18 protein-coding genes, 2 pseudogenes and 1 riboswitch are annotated in these 19234 nt (G+C 72.5%); of the genes and pseudogenes, 15 read left to right on the top strand and 5 right to left on the bottom strand.

Features of this window, described 5'->3' with window-relative positions; genetic code table 11:
- Positions 1–73: 73 nt before the first annotated feature.
- Positions 74–203: riboswitch (cobalamin riboswitch) on the bottom strand.
- Positions 204–545: 342 nt separating this feature from the next.
- On the top strand, positions 546–1262 hold the full coding sequence (locus tag ABGB10_RS30600; RefSeq protein ID WP_347664454.1) for an MBL fold metallo-hydrolase: 717 nt from the start codon (positions 546–548) through the stop codon (positions 1260–1262).
- Positions 1263–1273: 11 nt separating this feature from the next.
- Here the strand turns inward: ABGB10_RS30600 and ABGB10_RS30595 are convergent, their stop codons facing one another.
- Complete coding sequence (locus ABGB10_RS30595) at positions 1274–1609, bottom strand: hypothetical protein (protein ID WP_347664453.1); 336 nt, start codon at positions 1607–1609, stop codon at positions 1274–1276.
- Between the two features lie 149 nt (positions 1610–1758).
- On the opposite strand from ABGB10_RS30595, the gene ABGB10_RS30590 reads away from it, so the two are divergent.
- From ABGB10_RS30590 to ABGB10_RS30570, 5 genes and pseudogenes are all read left to right on the top strand, one after another.
- Positions 1759–2313 carry an RNA polymerase sigma factor gene (locus ABGB10_RS30590; RefSeq protein WP_347664510.1) on the top strand — a complete coding sequence of 185 codons (555 nt, stop codon included), beginning with the start codon at positions 1759–1761 and terminating at the stop codon, positions 2311–2313.
- Positions 2306–3016 (top strand): hypothetical protein, encoded by a 711-nt coding sequence (locus tag ABGB10_RS30585; RefSeq protein WP_347664452.1) that lies wholly within the window; start codon positions 2306–2308, stop codon positions 3014–3016. The genes ABGB10_RS30590 and ABGB10_RS30585 overlap by 8 nt, the downstream gene beginning before the upstream one ends.
- A 65-nt stretch (positions 3017–3081) precedes the next feature.
- On the top strand, positions 3082–3588 hold the full coding sequence (locus ABGB10_RS30580; protein WP_347664451.1) for a hypothetical protein: 507 nt from the start codon (positions 3082–3084) through the stop codon (positions 3586–3588).
- Positions 3589–3614: 26 nt separating this feature from the next.
- Positions 3615–4280 (top strand): hypothetical protein, encoded by a 666-nt coding sequence (locus ABGB10_RS30575; protein WP_347664450.1) that lies wholly within the window; start codon positions 3615–3617, stop codon positions 4278–4280.
- Positions 4281–4726: 446 nt separating this feature from the next.
- Positions 4727–7299 (top strand): annotated as a pseudogene (locus tag ABGB10_RS30570) (class I tRNA ligase family protein).
- Between the two features lie 18 nt (positions 7300–7317).
- On the opposite strand, the gene ABGB10_RS30565 reads toward ABGB10_RS30570, so the two are convergent.
- Complete coding sequence (locus ABGB10_RS30565; protein WP_347664449.1) at positions 7318–8214, bottom strand: aldo/keto reductase; 897 nt, start codon at positions 8212–8214, stop codon at positions 7318–7320.
- Between the two features lie 79 nt (positions 8215–8293).
- Entirely contained in the window at positions 8294–9541 is a 1248-nt protein-coding gene (locus ABGB10_RS30560) for an MFS transporter (RefSeq protein WP_347664448.1), read from the bottom strand.
- Between the two features lie 160 nt (positions 9542–9701).
- Between ABGB10_RS30560 and ABGB10_RS30555 the strand changes: the two genes are divergently transcribed.
- Both ABGB10_RS30555 and ABGB10_RS30550 read left to right on the top strand, forming a co-directional pair.
- Positions 9702–10688: a LacI family DNA-binding transcriptional regulator gene (locus tag ABGB10_RS30555; protein ID WP_347664447.1), complete on the top strand. Its 987-nt coding sequence runs from the start codon at positions 9702–9704 to the stop codon at positions 10686–10688.
- Between the two features lie 90 nt (positions 10689–10778).
- Positions 10779–11480 (top strand): phospholipase, encoded by a 702-nt coding sequence (locus tag ABGB10_RS30550; protein WP_347664446.1) that lies wholly within the window; start codon positions 10779–10781, stop codon positions 11478–11480.
- Positions 11481–11636: 156 nt separating this feature from the next.
- Here the strand turns inward: ABGB10_RS30550 and ABGB10_RS30545 are convergent, their stop codons facing one another.
- A complete protein-coding gene (locus tag ABGB10_RS30545) occupies positions 11637–12761 on the bottom strand; it encodes an FUSC family protein (RefSeq protein ID WP_347664445.1) in 1125 nt (374 codons plus the stop codon).
- A 528-nt stretch (positions 12762–13289) separates the two neighbouring features.
- Positions 13290–13754 (bottom strand): NUDIX domain-containing protein, encoded by a 465-nt coding sequence (locus ABGB10_RS30540; RefSeq protein WP_347664444.1) that lies wholly within the window; start codon positions 13752–13754, stop codon positions 13290–13292.
- A 170-nt stretch (positions 13755–13924) separates the two neighbouring features.
- Here ABGB10_RS30540 and ABGB10_RS30535 point away from each other — a divergent pair, with 170 nt between their 5' ends.
- The 7 genes and pseudogenes from ABGB10_RS30535 to ABGB10_RS30505 form a co-directional block, all read left to right on the top strand.
- Positions 13925–14698, top strand: a complete 774-nt coding sequence (locus ABGB10_RS30535) for a DUF3153 domain-containing protein (protein WP_347664443.1) — start codon at positions 13925–13927, stop codon at positions 14696–14698.
- 146 nt (positions 14699–14844) lie between these two features.
- The gene (locus ABGB10_RS30530) at positions 14845–15180 is read left to right on the top strand and encodes a hypothetical protein (RefSeq protein WP_278139724.1); all 336 of its coding nucleotides are present in this window, start codon (positions 14845–14847) and stop codon (positions 15178–15180) included.
- An 11-nt stretch (positions 15181–15191) separates the two neighbouring features.
- Complete coding sequence (locus tag ABGB10_RS30525) at positions 15192–15800, top strand: glycine zipper family protein (protein WP_347664442.1); 609 nt, start codon at positions 15192–15194, stop codon at positions 15798–15800.
- Positions 15797–16495: a carboxypeptidase regulatory-like domain-containing protein gene (locus tag ABGB10_RS30520; protein WP_347664441.1), complete on the top strand. Its 699-nt coding sequence runs from the start codon at positions 15797–15799 to the stop codon at positions 16493–16495. Before ABGB10_RS30525 ends, ABGB10_RS30520 begins: the two co-directional genes overlap by 4 nt.
- Positions 16496–16518: 23 nt before the next feature.
- A complete protein-coding gene (locus ABGB10_RS30515; RefSeq protein ID WP_145781356.1) occupies positions 16519–17778 on the top strand; it encodes a phage tail sheath subtilisin-like domain-containing protein in 1260 nt (419 codons plus the stop codon).
- 1 nt (position 17779) lies between these two features.
- Complete coding sequence (locus ABGB10_RS30510) at positions 17780–18262, top strand: phage tail protein (RefSeq protein WP_347664440.1); 483 nt, start codon at positions 17780–17782, stop codon at positions 18260–18262.
- Positions 18237–19234: pseudogene (locus ABGB10_RS30505) on the top strand (hypothetical protein); the annotation flags it as partial. The gene ABGB10_RS30510 and the pseudogene ABGB10_RS30505, both read left to right, overlap by 26 nt.

Below are 19234 nucleotides of genomic sequence, written 5' to 3'. Positions count from 1 at the left end.
TCGATGAATGAGACGCCGTGCGTCATCGGGTCCTCCTCGGGTGTCCACGCCCTGGGGTACGTCCCGACGGCCGAAGTATCCTGGCTTCCGGATCGATGCTCTCCCCCGGCCTTCCAACCGCAGACACACGGCCGTGACTCACGAGGGGGGATCGCTCCCCGGTGACAGTGGCGGGACCGCGTCGGAATCGCACCGACTTCCTTCACTGCCGTCAGGCCGCGAATGCTGCCACACCCCTCCGCTGCCGGTCAACGCCGGTCCGGCCCCGCCAGGCGGACGGCACTCATCGAGCTTCGGCGATCGGTGCGAGCGCGACCCCCGCACGGCGCAATGCCCCAGATCAATGCCCGCCGTCCTTTGCTCTGCTTACCTATGTGCACCGGTGACGCTGCGTGTCCGGTGCCTATAGGTAGGCAGAGCAAAGGACGGTCGAACGAACTCTGACCTGCGCCGATCACCCGGCAGGGCGGCGCCGGGCGGCACCGTCACCTAGGATCGGCGAACGCCACACCAGTGTCCGTGATCAATCTCGGAGGTCGATCACCTTGGCCGCCCCGCAGTTCCACCACCTGGCGGGCCGGGTCTGGCTCTGCCCGGGCGATCCCGACCCGGAGGCGGTCCAGGCCAGCGTCGCCGTCGTGGCCGACGAGCGCGGCAGTGTGATGATCGACGCCGGGCAGAGCCTCACGCACGCCCGCGAGATCCAGGCCGCGCTCGCCGCGGCCGGGCTGCCGCAGCCGCGCTGGCTCGTCTACACCCACCACCACTGGGACCACGTCTGGGGAGCCTGCGCCTGGCCCGGAATCGAGATCGTCGGACACGAGACGGCCGTGCCGCTGCTGCGCGCCGAGGCCACCCGACCGTGGAGCCACCGCTATCTGGACGAGCAGGTACGCGCCAACCCCCGCCTCCGCCCGAGCTTTCAGGCCCGCGCTCGCGCGATGGCGTCCTGGGAAGGCTTCGCCATCCTGCCGCCGACCCGGACCTTCGCCGACGTGGCCGAGCTGCCGGTCGGGGTTCGGCTACGCCACGTCGGCGGCGGGCACGCACCGGACTCGACCGTGGTGCTGGTGCCCGACTCGGGGGTCATGCTGCTGGGCGACTGCTTCTACCCGCCGCCGGCGCACCTGCGTCGGCCGGAGGACGGCCTCGACCTGGGCCTGGTCCGTCGACTTCTCGACGACGACTACCACTGGTACGTCTCCAGCCACGCCGAGCCGATGACGCTCGAGCAGGCCCGCTCGGCCGTCGAGGACGCCTGAGCAGGCGAGTCTCAGCGGGCGTGGCGTTCCGGGTGGGCCCGGCTCCAGGTCCGCATCCGCTCCGGGTAGCCGGTGCGCGCCGCCTCGTACAGCGGCACCGAGTGCTTGCGGGCGATGGCCCCCGCCGCGCGGGGTGTTCCGGTACGGCGACGGATCCATTCGCCGTCGTGCGCGATCGCCATCACCGTGGTGTCCGTCGCGGTGGTCTCCGGCTCCAGGTAGAACTCCACGCCCCGCCGGGTGGCCACGAACTCCTCCAGCGCCGCGAGGTCGTCCCGAGTCGCCTCCCGGTCCAGTTTCGTCGGGGTCGCCTCGGCACCCCGTGACCGGCGATTGAACCAGCTCATGCCCAGCCCCTCTCCTCGACACCTCTCCCAGTGCAGCACCGGATCCTGGCAATACGCTGCACGCCGGGTGGGAGCAACCTGACCCACGCCGGGTGGAACCCGCGACGGGTGGGCGGTGTCATGAGTGTGATCCGAACGGAGGCCACCCCCTGGACGACGACGCTCTCGTCACCCGCGCTCGGGCCGGTGACCTGGAGGCGTACGACCTCCTGGTCGCCCGGCACACCGCGTCCGCGTACCGGACGGCGGTGCTGCTCGGCGCGGGATCGGACTCCGAGGACGTCACGCAGGAGGCGTTCGTGAAGGCGTACCGGAAGCTGTCCCGTTACCGGGGCGAGTCGTCCTTCCGATCGTGGCTGCTCGCGATCGTCGCCAACGAGACCCGCAACCTGCACCGGTCCCGGGGCCGGCGGGACGGGCTCGTCCTACGGGCGGCAGCGGCGGACCCGACGTCCGACGTCGCCGAGGACGAGGCAATCGGCGCGGTCCTCGCCGGGGAGCGCCGGGAAGCGCTGGTGCGGGCCCTGCGGCAACTGCCGGTACGGGACCGCGAGGTGATCGTCTGTCGGTACTTCCTCGATCTCACCGAGGAGGAGACGGTGGCGGCACTGGGTTGGCCCCGGGGCACGGTGAAGTCGCGCACGTCCCGGGCGCTGGCGAAGCTTCGCGGCCTGCTCGACCGTGAGGAGGTCCGGCATGGGTGACCTCGAACGGGAACTGCGCGAGCTGTCCACCTGGCTGGAAACACCCGAGCCACCCGACGTGACCGCCCGTGTCCGCGTACGACTCGGCAGGCCCGTGCGCCGGTGGCGCCCGCTCGCCGTAGCGGCGCTGGTCGCCCTCCTGGTCGCGCTGTTGCCGCCGACCCGGGCCGCCGTCGCGGACGCCGTTGCCGGGTTGCTGCGCTTCGCCGGGGTCAGCATCGCCACCTCGCCCGCCCCGACGACGCCCGGCGGCACCGCGTCGCCGCTGCCCGGGCAGCGGGCCGTCGCCCTGGACGAGGCCCAACGGGCGGTGCGGTTTCCGATCCGCCTGCCGGCGAGGCTGGGCCCGCCCGAGCAGGTGCTGGTCGCCGACCCGGACGCCACGGGCCGGTACCGGGTGGCGACGCTGCTCTACGACGGGGGTGCGTTGCGGGTCGACGCGTTCGACGGTCGCCTCGACCTGGCCTTCCACAAGGAGGTCACCCCACCGGGAGCGACCTGGGTCCAGGTCAACGGCGACTTCGCCGTCTGGGTCGACGGCCCACACGTGCTCTCCTACGTGGACCGGGCTGGCGGGATCCGCAGGGAGACCGCCCGGCTGACCGGCTCGACCCTGATCTGGCAGGACGACGACGTGAGCTACCGGCTCGAAGGCTCCCTCAGTAGGGCCGAGGCGATCGACATCGCCAGGTCGCTGCGTTAGGGAACCTGACAGGGCAGGCCGGTGTCCTGAAGGTGCGACGAGTCGACGCGCGATGGAGGGGCGAGATGAGTTCACGGGGCAGGTCGATGCTGGCAACGTCGGTGGTCCTGTTGGCGGGGTGCACGACCACGACCAGCGGCGCGGCGCCGACGGTGGGTGCGGCCACCACGGCGAGCACCCCGGCCGCCTGCGCGACGCGGGTCGAGACGGGGTCCCTGCCCGACTGGGCGGACGCCGGTTTCAGCGGCGACGCGCGGGTCCCACACGTCTTCGGGGCGAAGGGTGACATCGTGGCGGTGCTGTTCGCCCATCCCCTGCGCCAGGTTCGCAAGGACGGGTCGAACAACAAGATCCTCTGGGTGGCCCGCGCCGCCACGACCTCGCCCGACCCGACCGCAGCGGCAACCCTGGTGATCACCGCGACGCTCGCCGGCACCGACACCCGGGTGATCCGGGAGGTCGCCGGCGGCCCCGGGCCGTCGATCATCGACCTGCCACAGGCCGGTTGCTGGCGACTCGACCTGGCCTGGTCCGGGCACACCGACACGATGGACCTGGTCTACGCGCCCTGAGCCGACGGGCGCCTAGGCTGCCGGGCGTGCCGAACGACGTACGGGTGGCGGCGGCCCGCAACAACGCCGAGTGGTGCGACATCGTCTGCGGCAGCCACGGGCTGACCGGCCGTACCGACGCCGACGCCTGGTCGGTCCCCCACCGTTCGCCACCCTGGTACCCGGACGCGGTCACCCTGCGGCCGGGCGTCGACGCCGAGGCCCTGCTGGGCCGGATCGACGCGGGGCCCGGCGCGTCGGTGAAGGACAGCTTCGCCGACCTCGACCTGTCCGGGTACGGCTTCCGGGTGCTCTTCGACGCTCAGTGGATCCACCGGCCACCGTTGGCGCCACCTGTCGACACACCGCTGGCCCCGGTCACCACACCCGACGAGTTGGCGGCCTGGGCCGCCGCTCACGGCGCTGGGGACGTGTTCCGCCCCGCGCTCCTGACCGACCCACGGGTACGGGTGCTCGCCCGCCACGACCGGGGTGTGATCACCGGCGGCGCGGTGCTCAGCAGCGACGGAGGCACCTACGGCGTCTCCAACCTGTTCACCCACACCGACGACCCCCGGGACATCTGGCGCGCGGTCTGTGCCACCGCGCCCGGCACACCGCTGGTCGGCTACGAAACCACCCCGGACCTCGCCCCGGCCCTGGAAACCGGCTTCGCCCCCATCGGTCCCCTTCAGGTCTGGCTCCGCGACTAGACGAGTAGCTCCTGAACCGCTGGCTCGGGCTGTGGGCGCAGCCGATGGTGACCGTCGGTCACCTCCGTGGGGGGCGGATGCGGTGGCGAGCGCCCTTCGCCGCGCCCTCGACGCCCTGGGTCCGCGTCCGGACAGCTATGCTGGGCGGCATCGGCACCGATCCGGCCATCACCGGGGAGCTTCCGGAAGAACGGGCCCATCAACGGCCCCAGTAGAACCGGACGTAGCGGCACGTCACGTCGCGAAAGTGAGCGGCGCCTGCACCGTCGAGGCGCAAGCGGGGTGGTACCGCGGAGGTCCGGCCATACGCCTGACGCTTCGTCCCCGCGTGGGCAGTGAGCTGATGCCCGCGCGAGCGGACGTGGAGTGTAGGGAGAACGTCGGTGCCGGACGGTCCATCGAAGTCGCCATTCGTGCCACTACCCACCAAGATCGATCTTGGTGGGATGGACCGTGCGGTCATCGAGTGGTGGCAGGCCAACAACGTGTTCGAGCGGAGTCTTGAGCAGACGGCCGACGGTCCGCCCTGGGTGTTCTACGAGGGGCCGCCGACCGCCAACGGCACGCCGGGCACCCACCACATCGAGGCGAGGGTCTTCAAGGACCTCTTTCCCCGGTACCGGACGATGCGGGGCTTCTCGGTGCCACGCCGTGCCGGATGGGACTGCCACGGCCTGCCGGTCGAACTCGCGGTGGAGAAGGAACTGGGGCTGGGCGGCAAGCCCGACATCGAGAAGATGGGCGTCGCGGAGTTCAACGCCCGGTGCCGCACCTCGGTGCTGCGGCACGTGGACGAGTTCGTCCAGCTCAGCTCGCGGACTACGTCACGACCGAGGACGGCACCGGCCTGGTGCACCAGGCGCCGGCCTTCGGCGCGGACGACCTCGCCGTCTGCCGCGCGTACGGGTTGCCACTGGTGAACCCGGTCGCTCCGAACGGGCGGTTCAACGACGACATCGACCTGGTCGGCGGCGTGTTCTTCAAGGACGCCGACCAGTTGCTCATCGACCGGCTCAGGGAGTCCGGTCGGTTGTTCCGGCACGAGCCGTTCGAGCACCCCTACCCGCACTGCTGGCGGTGCCACACCCCGCTGATGTACTACGCGCAGCCATCCTGGTACATCCGGACCACCGAGGTACGCGACCAGCTGACCCGGGAGAACGAGAACACGAACTGGTTCCCGGAGCACATCAAACACGGCCGGTACGGCGACTGGCTGAAGAACAACATCGACTGGGCGGTGTCCCGCTCCCGGTACTGGGGCACGCCGCTGCCGCTGTGGCGATGCCCGGACAACCACGTGACCGCGGTCGGCTCTCGTTCGGAACTCGGCGAGCTGGCCGGCGCCGATCTGTCCGAGCTGGATCCGCACCGCCCGTACGTCGACGAGATCACCTTCGCCTGCCCGGACTGCGGCCAGGTCGCTACCCGGGTCCCCGAGGTCATCGATGCCTGGTACGACTCCGGGGCGATGCCGTTCGCGTCGTTGGGTTATCCCCACGTGCCGGGCAGCAGGGAGATCTTCGAGCGCACCTACCCGGCCCAGTACATCTGCGAGGCGATCGATCAGACGCGGGGGTGGTTCTACACCCTGATGGCGGTGGGCACCCTGGTCTTCGACCGGTCCCCGTACGAGAACGTCGTCTGCCTCGGGCACATCCTGGCCGAGGACGGCCGCAAGATGAGCAAACACCTGGGCAACATCCTGCTGCCGATCCCGTTGATGGACGCGCACGGCGCCGACGCGGTGCGCTGGTTCATGGCCTGTTCCGGCTCACCGTGGTCGCCGCGCCGGATCGGGTCCGGTCCTCTCGACGAGATCGTCCGCAAGGTGTTGATGACCTACTGGAACACCGCGGCGTTCTTCTCCCTCTACGCGGCGAACTCGACGTGGGCGCCGCATCTGGCGCAGCCGGTCGCCCGACGACCGGTGCTGGACCGGTGGATCGTCGGCGAGGTCCACGCCCTCGCCGCCGCCGTGGACGAACGGATGCAGAACTACGACACCGCCCGCGCCGGCCGCCTGCTCGCCGACTTCATCGACGATCTGTCGAACTGGTACGTACGGCGGTCACGGCAGCGTTTCTGGGAGGGCGACCCGGACGCCCTCACCACCCTGTACGAGTGCCTCGACATCCTCACGCGGCTACTCGCGCCGTTCGTTCCCTTCATCACGGAGGAGGTGTGGCAGCAGGTCGTCCGGCGCGGTGCCGCGTCGGCGCCGGAGTCGGTGCACCTGGCGACCTGGCCCACGCCCGACGCCAGCCTGATCAGCGCGGAGTTGTCGGCCCAGGTGGCGACGGCGCGCGCGTTGGCTGAGGCGGGCCGGTCCGCCCGCAAGACGAGCAGCCTGCGTATCCGCCAGCCGTTGAGCCGGGCGCTCGTGGGGCTACCGGCCGGCACCGTGCTCCCGCAGGCGTTGCTGGACGACATCGGCGACGAGTTGAACGTCAAGGTCCTCCAGCCGCTCGACCCCCAGAGCGGAGTCATCGACGTGCAGGTCAAGGCGAACTTCCGGACGCTGGGCCGCCGGTTCGGCAACCGCACCCAGCACGTCGCGAAGGCCATCGCCGCCGTGTCCGGGCGGGACCTGGTCGACGGTGTCCGGGCGAACGGGGCGTTCCCGCTGTCGGTGGACGGTGCGCAGGTCGAGGTGGGCCTGGACGACATCCTGGTCACGGAGGTGCCGCGGACCGGCTGGGTCGTGGAGTCCCAGCGCGGAGTGACGATCGCGCTGGACACCGAGATCACCCCCGAACTGGCAGCCGAGGGTGTCGCACGCGACGTCGTCCGCATCGTCCAGCAGGCCCGCCGCGACGCCGATTTCGAGGTCTCCGACCGGATCACCGTGTCGATCGCCGCGCCCGCGGATGTCGCGGCCGCGATCTCCGCGCACCAGAAGCTCATCGCGCACGAGACCCTCGCGCTCAAGCTCACGGTGGCGGCCGCGTTGTCGGAGGGCTTCTCCGGCACCGTGGGCGACGGTCAGGAGATCGTCGTGCACGTCGTGCGGGCCTGAGTGGTGACGGATGGACGATCAGTGGAGGCGGGCCAGGTCCTCGGGGGTCAGGCGTAGGGCTCCGGCGGCGATGTTCTGCGCCAGGTGGTTCGGGTCCGCGGTGCCGGGGATGGCCAGCACGTGGGGGCCCTGGTGCAGGGTCCACGCCAGGCGTACCTGATGCGGGGTGACGCCGTGGGCGCGGGCGACGGCCTCGACCGCCTCGCCCTGCGTGGCGCTCGCGCCCGTCTCCCGGCCGGTGCCGGCGAGCGCGAAGAACGGCACGTAGGCGATGCCCCGCTCACCGCAGACCCGGACGACGTCGTCCTGCTCCCGGTAGGCGTCCACCCCGTAGTTGTTCTGTACGCAGACCACAGGTGCGATGCCCGCCACCTCGTCCAGCTGCTCGGGCCGGACGTTGGAGAGCCCGAGGTGCCGGATCAGCCCGGCGGAGCGCAGCTCGGCGAGCGCGCCGAACCGGTCGACCAGCGGCACCTCGCCGGGCCCTCGGCCGAGGCGCAGGTTCACCACGTCGAGGTGGTCGCGGCCGAGCCGACGCAGGTTCTCCTCCACCTGGGCGCGCAACTGCGCAGGGGTGAACGCCTCGGTGAAGCCCACCTCCGGGTCGTACCCGAAGCCGACCTTGGTGGCGATGACCAGGTCCTGGGGGTACGGGGCGAGCGCCGCGCGGATCAACTCGGTGGCGTAGCGGGCCGGGCCGGTGCCGACGCGCAGGGTTCCGCCGGGCGAGACGTAGAACGCGGCCGTGTCGATGTGGTCGACGCCCAGCTCGACGGCGCGGCGCAACAGGGCGACGGCCCGGTCCGGGTCGGGGTTCGCGGTGATCCGCATGGAGCCGAAGCCCATCCGGTGCACGGTGCGGTCGCCCAGTGTCCAGGTGCCCGCCGCTGCGGCGGTGATCTCGTCGGTTGACATCGGGCGACCCTAACCAGCCCGGGTACGCGGCGCAGTCGGCCACGTACCCGATACCGCTCGGCGGTGGTCTGGGTTAGTTTTAGTTGGCTGACGAAACAGCGTGCGGCGGGCGCAGCACCGGCACCAGCAGCAGGGTCGGCAGCAACAACAGCGGCACCACCAACAGCGCGCGCAGGGTGCCGACCTGGTCGCCGAGCAGACCCAGCAGCGGAGGGCCACCGAGGAACGCGGTGTAGCCGATCACCGCGACGACACTCACCCGCACCGCCGCGTGCGCCTCGTCGTCGGCAGCCGCGCTCATCCCGACCGGGAAGCCCAGCGACGCACCGAGGCCCCACAGCGCCACGCCGATGACGGCCACCGGCCCGGAGCCGGCCAGGACGGCGAGGCCGGCGCCGACCACGGCGAGCCCGATGGTGCCGCTGAGCACCGGCACCCGACCCCAGCGGTCCAGCGCGATGGTGCCGGCGGTGCGCCCGACGGTCATGCCCACGACGAAGACGGCGAAGACCGCCGCGCCGGCGGCCTCGCTCAGGTCCCGTCCGTCGATGAACGCGACGGCGAGCCAGTCGTTGGCGGCTCCCTCGGTGAACGCCGCCACCAGCACGAACAACCCGATCAGTAGGGTGCGCGGCTCCCGCCAGGCGGCGAGTTGCGCCCGGCGGCGGGCAGCCGGGGTGGCGTCGGCCGGGTCACCGGTGTGGTCGCTGCCCACGGGCAGGTACGTCCGGGCGGCGAGCACCGTGCCGGTCAACACGACCACCGCCACCGCGACGAGGTGCGCGCCGACCGCCACGTCGAACCGGGCCGCCCCGGCGCCGAGCGCCGCTCCGGCCACCGAACCGAGGCTCCATCCCGCGTGGAAACGGGGCATGATCGTCCGGCCCAGTCGCCGTTCCACGGCCGCGCCCTCGACGTTCATCGCCACGTCACAGGCGCCGGAGCCGTAGCCGAGGGCGACCAGGCCCACGGCGACGACGGCGAACGATCCGGTCATCGTGGCGCCCAGCCCTGCCACGGTCAGGCCGATCGCGACCACCACGCTGGCCAGGGTGACGGTGCGGGCCGCGCCGAGCCGCTGGGCGAGCAGCCCGGCGGTGGGCATGGCGAGCAGCGCGCCGACGCTCATCGCCAGCAGCAGCAGCCCAAGCCGGCCGGCGGAGAGGTCCAACGCCTCGCGGACCGCCGGCACCCGGGAGAACCAGCTGCCGACGGCGAGCCCGTTGAGGGTGAAGGTGACCGCGACGCCGTTGCGGGCGAGGAGCACCGCTCGCGCGGACGGCGGCGCGGCGGCCGGGGCTACGGGTCGACTGGTGGGGGCGCTCACGGGGGCAGGTCCTCTTCCTCGGGGTGATCTCCTGGCACGATCGCACACCTGAGAGCGCTCCCACCACAACCGCAACCGCCCCTTACCGCCGGTGTGCCCGCCGGGGCATGATGTGAGCAGGCGTTTGTCCGACCGGGCGGGCCGCCGCGGGGAGGCGACGATGACGACAGCGGCACACCGGCCGGCAACTCTCGAGGACGTGGCCCGGGTCGCCGGGGTGTCCCGGTCCACCGCGTCGCGGGTGATCGCCGGCACCGGGTTCGCCTCGCCGGCCGCCCGGGAACTGGTCGCGGCAGCGGTCGACCAGCTCGGCTACGTACCCAACCCGGCTGCCCGGGCGCTGGTCCGCGGCGGCGGCGTACGGATGGTCGTGGCGGTGCTGGGGACCAGCGCGGCGGTGCTGGACGACCCATACGTGCACCGGGTGGTCGGCTCGGTCGCCCGGGTGTGCACACCCGTCGGTGTCGGTGTGGCGTTGCACTGGCTGCCGCTCGGTGACCCCGGCGGGCTGGACCAGCTCGACGATCGCAGCGTGTGCGGGGTGATCCTGGTCAACACCACCGAGGAGTTGCTGGAGTCGGTGCCCCGGTCACTGCGCGGTCGGGTGGTCTCGATCGGCGTCGGCTCGGCGAGCGTGCCGTCGTTCGACGTCGACAACGCCGCCGGGTCCGAGGCGGTGCTGCACCACCTGTACGCCACGGGTCGCCGCCGGATCGCCATGGTGGCCGGCCCTCGGTGGCTGCCCTGCGCGCAGCGCCCGGTGGAGACGTACCGCCGGCTGATGCGGCAGGCCGGAATGCCGGAGCGGTTGCTGCCCGGGGACTTCACGGCAGCGTGCGGCCGGACGGCAGCGGGTGTGGTGCTGCGCCAGTGGCCGGACATCGACGCGATCTACGCGATCAGCGACGACACCGCGCTCGGGGTGATCGCGGGCCTGCGGGACGCCGGGGTGCAGGTGCCCGGCGACGTCGCGGTGGCCGGCTTCGACGACATTCCGGTGGCCGGGCTGACCGCCCCGGCGCTGACCACGGCGAGTCACCCGGTGGGGCGGATCGCCGTCGCCGCGGCCACCGCCCTGCTCGACGGACGACCGGCCGCGCCGGTGACCCTCTTCCCGTCCGCCCTGGTGGCGAGGGCCAGCGCCTGAGTGGCGCCCAGTCGGGCACGCTGACGGTTAACCCCGTACGGGCCGGGTAACCGCGTCGGACCTTTCGTCCACCGCGAGGAGCGCCGACCCGTGTCCGACTCCGCGCCGTCGCACTGGGACTCGCCGCCGAGCCCCCGGGACGGCCGGTTGACCGCCCGCCGCCACCCGCCGGTGGCGCCGGGCCGCACCGGGCTGGTGCCGATGACCGGCCCCGACGGTGACCGGCTGGCCCTGGCGTACGCCCCGGAGCCCGCGGCCGACGGTTCGGCGCACCGGTTGGTGCTGCTCCTGCACGGTGCCGGCGGCTCGGCGCGACAAGGGCTGGACCTGCTGTTGCCGGTCGCGGACGCGCAGCACCTGCTGCTGGTCGCCCCGGACTCGTCGGCGGCCAGTTGGGACCTGATCGCCGGCGGCTTCGGGGCGGACGTGGGGCGCATCGACGGGCTGTTGGCGACCGTCTTCGACACCTACCCGGTGGCCGACGTGACGGTCGCCGGCTTCTCCGACGGCGCCTCGTACGCGCTGTCGCTGGGCCTGGCGAACGGGGATCTGGTCGACGCGGTGCTGGCCTTCTCCCCCGGTTTCGCCGCGCCACCGGTCACCCACGGCCGGCCACGGATCTTCATCTCGCACGGCGTCGACGACCGGGTGCTGCCCATCGACGTGTGCAGCCGCCGTCTCGTCCCCCACCTGCACGACCTCGGTTACGACGTCACCTACCAGGAGTTCCCCGGCGGCCACGACATCCCCGCCCCGATCCGCGATTCCGCCATCGCCTGGCTCACCACGTAACCCGCCCCGCCCCGGGCCGCCCCGCCCCGCCCCGCCCCGCCCCGGTCGATCATGGAGTTGTGGTGGGCAATTGACGACGGAAAGTGGCTTACGCGAGGCACCACAAGTCCTTGATCGACCCGGGCGGGGGCGTGGGAACCGCCGCTCGGTGCGGGCTCAGACCGGGGGGAGGCCGAGGGCGTCGTCGACGCGGGCGAGGACGGCGGCGTCGTCCTCCGGGTTGACCCCGCGCAGCAGGTCGATGGCCGTGGCCCGGACCTGACCGATGATCATCGCCAGGGGGAGGGTCTGCGTGGAGCCGAAGAGTTGCCCGGCGGTGTGCACCGCGGCCAACGCCGACTCGTCGGCAAGGGTGGCGTGCCGGTCGGCGGTCTCCTCCTGCCCGTTCAGGTCGGCGGCGAGGGCGGCACCGGCCTGACGGACCGCCTCGGCCAGTGAGCGCAGGGCGGCGCCCAGCTCGGGCGGGGCCGGGGTGTGCAGCCGGCTGAGGGTCACACCCGCACGGGCCAGCACCCGGACGTTGCGGACCGCGTAGTCGATCTGCCGGATCGACTCGTCCACCGAGCGCAGCCGACCGATGTGCCGGCGTCGACGGACGTTGAGCCGCAGCGCCTCACCGGCGGCCAGCACACCGTCGCGCAGCCCGTCCACCCGGGCGTCCATCCCCCGCGCCTGCCTGAGCGCGGCGACCGCCGCCGGCTCGTCGCTGTCGTCCAGCGCGTCGGCGATCCCACCGAGCAGCCCGGCCAACTCGTCGAAGGTCCGCCGCACCTCGGCGACCAGCGGGGCGAGGGGGTGCCGGGCGTCGACCAGCAGGCTGGCCGCGAGGGCGACCACGCCGCCGACCAGCGCGTCGACGAAGCGGAACGGCACCAACGAGCCGTCCGGCGGTGCGACCACCACCAGGTAGAGCGCGGAGACCGCCGCCTGCACCAGCGTCACGCCGGTGGCGCCGAAAGCCACCGCGAGGAGAACGGTGAGCAGGATGACGGTGAACACCGTCCAGGTGCTGCCCGGGCCGAGAGCCTGCACCACCAGGTCCGCGACGAGCACCCCGGCGGCGACCCCGAGGACGACCTCGACGGCCCGGCGGATGCGCTGCCCCCGGGCCTGCCCGAGGACGATCAGCGCGGCGGCCGGCGCGAAGAAGGGCTGCGGGTGCCCGAGCAACCGGGTGGCCAGCAGCCAGGCCACGGTCGCCGCGACGGTCGCCTCCAGCACCGGCCGCCAGCCGTGCCGCAACCGCCCGCCGGCCGTCCGCAGGCCGCTGAACCGCACCATCGCCCAACCTCTCCCACCCATGCCTGCCGGCCGCGCCCCGGTCCGACACCAAGCCGCAAGCTCACCACACCCGCCAACAGCTCACGCCGGCCCGCCGCCAACGCGCGGCACCACACCGCCGGCTCACCGCAGCACCCCGTCCGCTCCCCCTGTGGAGCTGATGCCGTAAACGAATCAGGCGCGATGTCGTAGACGATTCAGCTCCAAAGGACCAGCCCACGGCACCAGGCCGGCGGCCCACGGCCTCCCGGGGCGATCGTCTCCCATCACGCGTCAGACCTGATCACCGGGCTGCTTTGCGACCCACGCGGTGGTGCTCGGCACGGTCTGCGCGGGCGGCGCCGAGGGGCTGCCGGCCGCCCTGGCCGCGTACGACGCGCAGCGCTGACCGCGTAGTCAGGCCGTCGCCCGGGCCTCCTCCACCGCCGGCCGATTCGGACAGCAGCTGAACCACCCGCTCGCCGTCGCGATCCGGGACACCGCGTTGCGGCTCACCCCGGGCCGGGTCGCCCTGCGCAGCATGGCCCGCTACGCGGACTGGCGACCGCCGGCGGGCTGAGCCGGCCCAGCGATCCGCCCGGTGGCCAGGGCGGCATACTCCGCCGAGGCGAGGAACTCGGTCAACACCTCCACGGTGCCCGGCGTCCACTGACGACCGTCGAGCACCTCGGAACCGGGGACGAAGAGCATCGCCGCGCCCTCGCCGAGCACCACGTCCTCCTGCCGGGCCCGGGTGCTGCCGAGGAAGTAGTGCTTCACCCGATCCAGCTCGGGCAGCGATTGCACGGCGACCAGGCGCAGCGGCCCGTCGGCCCGCAGGCCGGTCTCCTCCCACAGCTCCCGCTCGGCGGTCTGCTCCGGCGTCTCACCCGGCTCACCGTGGCCGCCGGGCAGCCCCCACACGTTCGGGTGGTGCATCGCGTCGCCGTCGCGCAGTTGCAACAGCAGCTGCCCGTCGGGATCTACCAGCAGGACGCACGCGACAATTCTCATCCGGCCAGACTACGGCCGGCGGGGAACCGTCGTGGCCCCAAAGCTCCAGAATAGTCATTCGGGCCGTCGTCGGAGCTAATCAAAGGCGACAGTCCGCCGGTACAATCGGCGACTGTCATGTGACCGATCGCTGACTGCTCATAGTGAAAGCGATCACACACACTGAGCCCATGAACAGGAGAGTCAACCGCGGTAAGGCACTCCGCGTCGCGGTGTGTCTCATCCTCCTCGCCGCACTCAGCGGTTGCATGCAGCTCAACATGGGCCTCACCGTCAACGCCGACGACACGGTGGACGGTCAACTGCTGCTGACGGCCCAGAAGTCCGTGCTGAGCGCACGGAACAAGAACGTCCCGGCCGCCTTCGCGGAGCTGCGGCAGAACATTCCCGCGCTGCCGGCCGGCGGAGAGACCCTTTACCAGGACAACACTTTCTACGGTTCCCAGATCAGTTACCGCAAGGCGCCGCTGGCCGGTTTCGACACGGAGAGCGTAAAACTGGTCCGGGACGGCGATCTCTACCGTTTCACGCTGCCACTGGATCCGCAGAAATACGGCGGAAAGGTCGCGCAGCAGAATCCGCAGCAACAGCAGGCGTTCCTCAAGCTCATGTCGTTCGAGATCTCGGTGACATTTCCCGGCCGGGTGATCGACAGCAATGGCACGGTCAACGGCCGTTCGGTGAGCTGGAAGGTCGACGCCAACCAGGACAAGCCGGCCGAACTGCGGGCCGTGGCCGAGGCGCCACCTCGACCGTCCGCCTCGCCGGCAGCCGCCGGCGCCGAGGGCGGCTTCCCCTGGCTGCTGGTCGGTGCCGGCGTACTCCTGGTGCTGCTGCTCGCCGTGGTGGGCGTACTCCTGCTGCGCCGCCGTCAGCCCGCCGCGCCGGCTGCGTCCGGCCCGACCCCGGCGGGCCCGCCCGCCGGCTCACCGGGGCCCGGCTGATCCACCTGGTGGCCGGCACCCGCCGGCCGCGCCCGGCTCCGGCCGCCCCCGAGACGACGGCGACCGGCCCCGGTGCTCCCGGTGGGAGCACCGAACCTCACCACCACCACATTCCGGTCGCACCATCGTAGAAAAGGGGGATCGCCGTGAACGATCTCTTCACCTGGGCCGCCCTGGGCAGCATCGCCGGCGCGAGCGCCGCCACCCTGCTGGCCACCAACGTCATCGGCGGCCTGATCGGCCCCAGCGGGGACAAGCTCCGCAAGTGGATCGCCATCGCCATCGCGCTGCTGCTGTCCTACGTGACCGCGGCGTTCGCCGACGAGGCCGGCGGCGAGAAGTGGGTCATCGCGTTCTTCAACGCGCTGGTGATCTTCTCCGCCGCGCTCGGCATCAACCAGTTCCCGCCCGGTAACCGGCAGGCGACGCCGACCCAGGTCGCGAGCGGTCGCGAGCCCCGATTCGTCCGCTCCTGGGTCTGAGAGGTGACGTCATGGTCTTCGGAATCATCAGCGCGGCGGTCCAGGTCGGTCTCGGCGCCCTCTTCGGTTTCCTCGCCGGTGGCCCGATCGGGTTGCTGATCGGCGCCGTCGTGGGCCTGCTGGTCGGCGCGGTCTTCGGCTGGGCGGTGGCCTCCGCCGGGGTGTACGCGCCGGACGCGCGCGGCATCTTCCTCTTCGTCGTCGACCACACCTGGAGCCTGCTCAACACGGTCGTCGGTGCCATCTACCTGGCCGTGCACCTGATCTTCGGGCACTCGCTGGACCGGCCCACCTCGCAGGGCAGCGGGCGGGTCTGCGTGGTGGAGGGGGTCTCGCCCCGCTACGCCACCACCATCGGCACCGTCTGCGCCGGCGCCAGCTCGGGCATCCAACGGCACGAGGACGTGCACATCTTCCAGGGCCGCCTGCTCGGGCCGCTCTACATCCCCCTCGTCCTGGCGAACTACGTGCTGTTCACCATCGCCCCGGTGTGGCTGCTCTACCACGACCACACCAACGCCCCGATCAACCGGTTCACCCGGTACTTCGAGATCGGCGTCTACCCGCACGTGTGGAACGAGGCCATCGCGTACCGGATCCAGGGGACGCCGCCGCGATGACCACAGATGGGCGCGGCCCGATCGAGACGGCCACCGCCGAGTTGGCCTCCTGGCTGACCAGCGCGGTGGGGGAACCCGTCCCGGTCGGTCCGCCCCGTACCGACGGCGACGCCGCCGGGCTCACCCTCTGGCCGCTGGAGTTACGCCCGGCCCGGCAGACCCGCTCCAGCGGCGCGGTCCGCGAACCGTACCGGTTCACGGTCCGCTATCTGCTCTGCGTCACCGGTCCGGCCGGGTTGCCCCGGCTGGACCGGGTGCTCACCGCCGCGACCACCGACGGCAGTTACAGCGTCGTCCTGGAGGCCGGCGACCCGCCACTCTGGACCGCGTTCGGTGCGGCGCCGCGCCCGGCGCTGCTGATCGACGTACCCGCGCAGGTGGACCACCCGACCCCGGCCGCGCCGCCGGTCCTGCAACCGTTGCGCCTGCGGCAACTCGGGGTGCGGGCCCTCGCCGGCCGGGTGGTCGGTCCCGAGGACCAACCGCTCGCCGCGATGCGGGTCGAGCTACCCGGCACCGGGTCCGCCACCCGCACCGACCCCGACGGCCGGTTCCTGATCGTCGGCGTCCCGCACGATCCCGAACACCCGAGCCCGGTCCGGCTCCGGCTGACCGGTCGCGGGCTCGTCCTCACCGCCGACGTCGACCCCACCGAACCCGATCTCGTCATCGTCTGCGCGCCACCGACCCACTGACGCCCACCCGCACAGGAGGACCGATGCCCAGCTACTTCTCCCCCGGCATCTATGTCGAGGAGGTCCCCAGCGGCGCCCGACCGATCGGCCCGGCGAGCACCAGCATCGCCGCGTTCGTCGGCGTCGCCCCGGACCGCTCCGCCCACCTGGGCAAGGCGGTGCCGGTCAACAACTGGACGGAGTTCCTGCGGCTCTTCGCCGGCGGCGAGCGGGTGGAGAGCACTCCGCTGGCCCGGGCGGTCTTCGGCTTCCTGGACAACGGGGGCGCCCGCTGCTGGGTGGTCAACGTCGGCGAGGGCGGCGCGATCACCGGCACCGGGCAGCGCCGCGGTGGCCTGCAACTGCTGGAGGCCGTCGACGAGATCTCCATCATCGCCGCGCCCGGCTTCCACGACCCGGTGTCGCACGAGGCGCTGCTCAGCATGGCCGAGCGCACCCGCACCATGGTCGCGATCTGCGACCCGGCACCGGACATCGACGACATCTCCGCGTTGACCCGGGTCGCCACGCCGTCCTCCGGCAAACCCCCCAAGCCCGACGGGGGTACGGGCGGCGGCTCGGGCGGTCCCGGCGGCGGCTCGGCCCAGCCGGGCGGCTCCGGCGGGCACGAGGGGGCGGCCTACCGGCCACGACAGTCCGAGTTCGGGGCCTTCTACTACCCGTGGCTGCGGGTGCGTGACCCGATCAGCGGCGAGTTGGAACTCACCCCGCCCAGCGGGCACCTGGCCGGCATCTGGGCCCGCACCGACGCCCTGCGCGGCGTGCACAAGGCACCGGCCAACGAACCCGTACGCGGCGCCGTCGACCTGGGCTACCTGGTCACCCGACCGGAACACGACGTGCTCAACCCCAAGGGCGTCAACGTGATCCGCTACTTCGCCGGGGAGGGCATCCGCGTCTGGGGCGCCCGTACGCTCGCCGCCGAGGCCAGCGAGTGGCGCTACCTCAACGTGCGGCGGCTCAGCATCGCCATCGAGCAGGCCATCGCCAACGGCACCCGGTGGATGGTGTTCGAGCCCAACGACTTCACCCTCTGGCGCTCGATCCGACGCGACATCGGGGCGTTCCTCACCCGGGTGTGGCGCGACGGCGCGCTGCTGGGGCGCAGCCCCGAGGAGGCGTTCTTCGTCAAGTGCGACGAGGAGACCAACCCGCCGGACGTCCGCGACGCCGGCATGGTGATCGCCCACATCGGCATCGCCGTCGTCAAGCCCGCCGAATTCGTGGTGTTCAAGCTGAGCCAGTGGGCCGGCGGCACCGAGACCGAGACGATCGGAGGCTGACATGCCCACCACCGCCACCCCGCAGCCCGGCGCACCGGTCGACCCGTACCGGGCGTACAACTTCCGGTTACTCATCAACGGCGTCACCAACGGCCACTTCACCGAGATGACCGGGTTGGAGGTGAACATCCCCGGGCAGCCGTACCGGGAGCACGGCCTGGGCCGGATGCGGATGGTGCCCGGCCAGGCCGAGTACGAACCGGTGACGTTGCACTTCGGCCTCACCGCCTCCCGCGAGCTGTGGGACTGGGTGAACGCCACCGCGCAGGGCACCCTCAACCGCCGCAACGTCTCCGTGGTGCTGCTCGACTCGGTCGGCACCGCGGAGGTGCTGCGCTGGAACCTGATCGACGCCTGGCCGACCAAGTGGCGTGGCGCGCACCTCAACACGCTCAGCCACGAGATCGCCATCGCCTCGTTGACCCTGCGCTACGAGGGCCTGGAGCTGGAGACCGGCGGTGCCACCGCGCCCGCACCCGCGTAGCTGGCTGGCCGGCCGGCTGCGCTCGGCCGCCGGCGCGGTCCAGCGCCTCGCCGGACGGGTCGAGCCCGTCGGGCAACCCCGTCAGCAGCCGCCGTCGGACCCGCCACGCCGCTTCGGTGAGCCCCCGCGACACTGGCTGGACCTCGTGGCCACGCACGCCCCCGGCCTGCTGCGCGACCTGGACCTCGACCCGCCCGCTGCGGATCCGGCGCGGGGGCGCGATGACGGGTTCGGCCTCGGCGATCGGATCGATCGGGGAGGACCGGACCGGTGGACCGCGGTGACCCGACCAGTTCGGCCCGTCGAGCAGAGCGCCGGGCGTGCTGCCGACTCGGTGGGTCGTCGTGGCCCCGGCACGGTGGGTCGTGCCGCCGGCACGGTGGGGCGTGGGCCCGACGCGGTGGGGCGTGCCCCCGGCACGGTGAGTCGTGGCCCCGGCACGGGTGGTGGGCTCGGCCGCGCACCCAGCGAGCGCGGCCCCGACCTGGCGGCGCACTCCGACGGGCGTGGCCGCCCGGCGTCCGCTACGCCCGGCGTGGGTGACGACGGCATGGTGGGCGCGGCGTACGGCGTCGACGGGCCGGACGTGGTGAGCGAGGGCGCAAGGCCGGACGGGTTGCCCTCGATGGGCGGAACCGGGAGGTCGGCGCACGCTTCGAGCGCAGCCGACCGGTCCGGCAGCCCAGGGATCGGCGGTGCCAGCCCACGGGGCAGCGGCGACGCCTCCGACGTCGCGAGAACCGCCACGGCGCCCCTCGCATCGGTTGCGGACCGACGTCCGCAGGGCCGACTGTTGGACGGTTGGTGGTCACGGGCGCCATTCCGACGGGTCGCGGCGACGGGCCCAGCGATCGATGATCCCACCGCCGCCCCGAGAGCGCTGCCCCGTGGGCTGGCACCGCCGATCCCTGGGCTGCCGGACCGGTCGGCTGCGCTCGAAGCGTGCGCCGACCTCCCGGTTCCGCCCATCGA

This window comes from Micromonospora sp. B9E7 (assembly GCF_039871815.1).
GTDB lineage: Bacteria > Actinomycetota > Actinomycetes > Mycobacteriales > Micromonosporaceae > Micromonospora.
The sequence above is the reverse complement of the archived record's forward strand: the minus strand, read 5'-3'. Positions and strand labels throughout refer to the sequence as shown.

What these genes read in the sequence shown, in the direction of transcription:
- ABGB10_RS30595 (WP_347664453.1), bottom strand. Translation starts at nt 1,609, where the DNA reads ATGAGCTGGTTCAATCGCCGGTCACGGGGTGCCGAGGCGACCCCGACG.
- ABGB10_RS30585 (WP_347664452.1), top strand. Translation starts at nt 2,306, where the DNA reads ATGGGTGACCTCGAACGGGAACTGCGCGAGCTGTCCACCTGGCTGGAA.
- ABGB10_RS30580 (WP_347664451.1), top strand. Translation starts at nt 3,082, where the DNA reads ATGAGTTCACGGGGCAGGTCGATGCTGGCAACGTCGGTGGTCCTGTTG.
- ABGB10_RS30565 (WP_347664449.1), bottom strand. Translation starts at nt 8,214, where the DNA reads ATGTCAACCGACGAGATCACCGCCGCAGCGGCGGGCACCTGGACACTG.
- ABGB10_RS30555 (WP_347664447.1), top strand. Translation starts at nt 9,702, where the DNA reads ATGACGACAGCGGCACACCGGCCGGCAACTCTCGAGGACGTGGCCCGG.
- ABGB10_RS30545 (WP_347664445.1), bottom strand. Translation starts at nt 12,761, where the DNA reads ATGGTGCGGTTCAGCGGCCTGCGGACGGCCGGCGGGCGGTTGCGGCAC.
- ABGB10_RS30540 (WP_347664444.1), bottom strand. Translation starts at nt 13,754, where the DNA reads ATGAGAATTGTCGCGTGCGTCCTGCTGGTAGATCCCGACGGGCAGCTG.
- ABGB10_RS30535 (WP_347664443.1), top strand. Translation starts at nt 13,925, where the DNA reads ATGAACAGGAGAGTCAACCGCGGTAAGGCACTCCGCGTCGCGGTGTGT.
- ABGB10_RS30525 (WP_347664442.1), top strand. Translation starts at nt 15,192, where the DNA reads ATGGTCTTCGGAATCATCAGCGCGGCGGTCCAGGTCGGTCTCGGCGCC.
- ABGB10_RS30520 (WP_347664441.1), top strand. Translation starts at nt 15,797, where the DNA reads ATGACCACAGATGGGCGCGGCCCGATCGAGACGGCCACCGCCGAGTTG.
- ABGB10_RS30515 (WP_145781356.1), top strand. Translation starts at nt 16,519, where the DNA reads ATGCCCAGCTACTTCTCCCCCGGCATCTATGTCGAGGAGGTCCCCAGC.
- ABGB10_RS30510 (WP_347664440.1), top strand. Translation starts at nt 17,780, where the DNA reads ATGCCCACCACCGCCACCCCGCAGCCCGGCGCACCGGTCGACCCGTAC.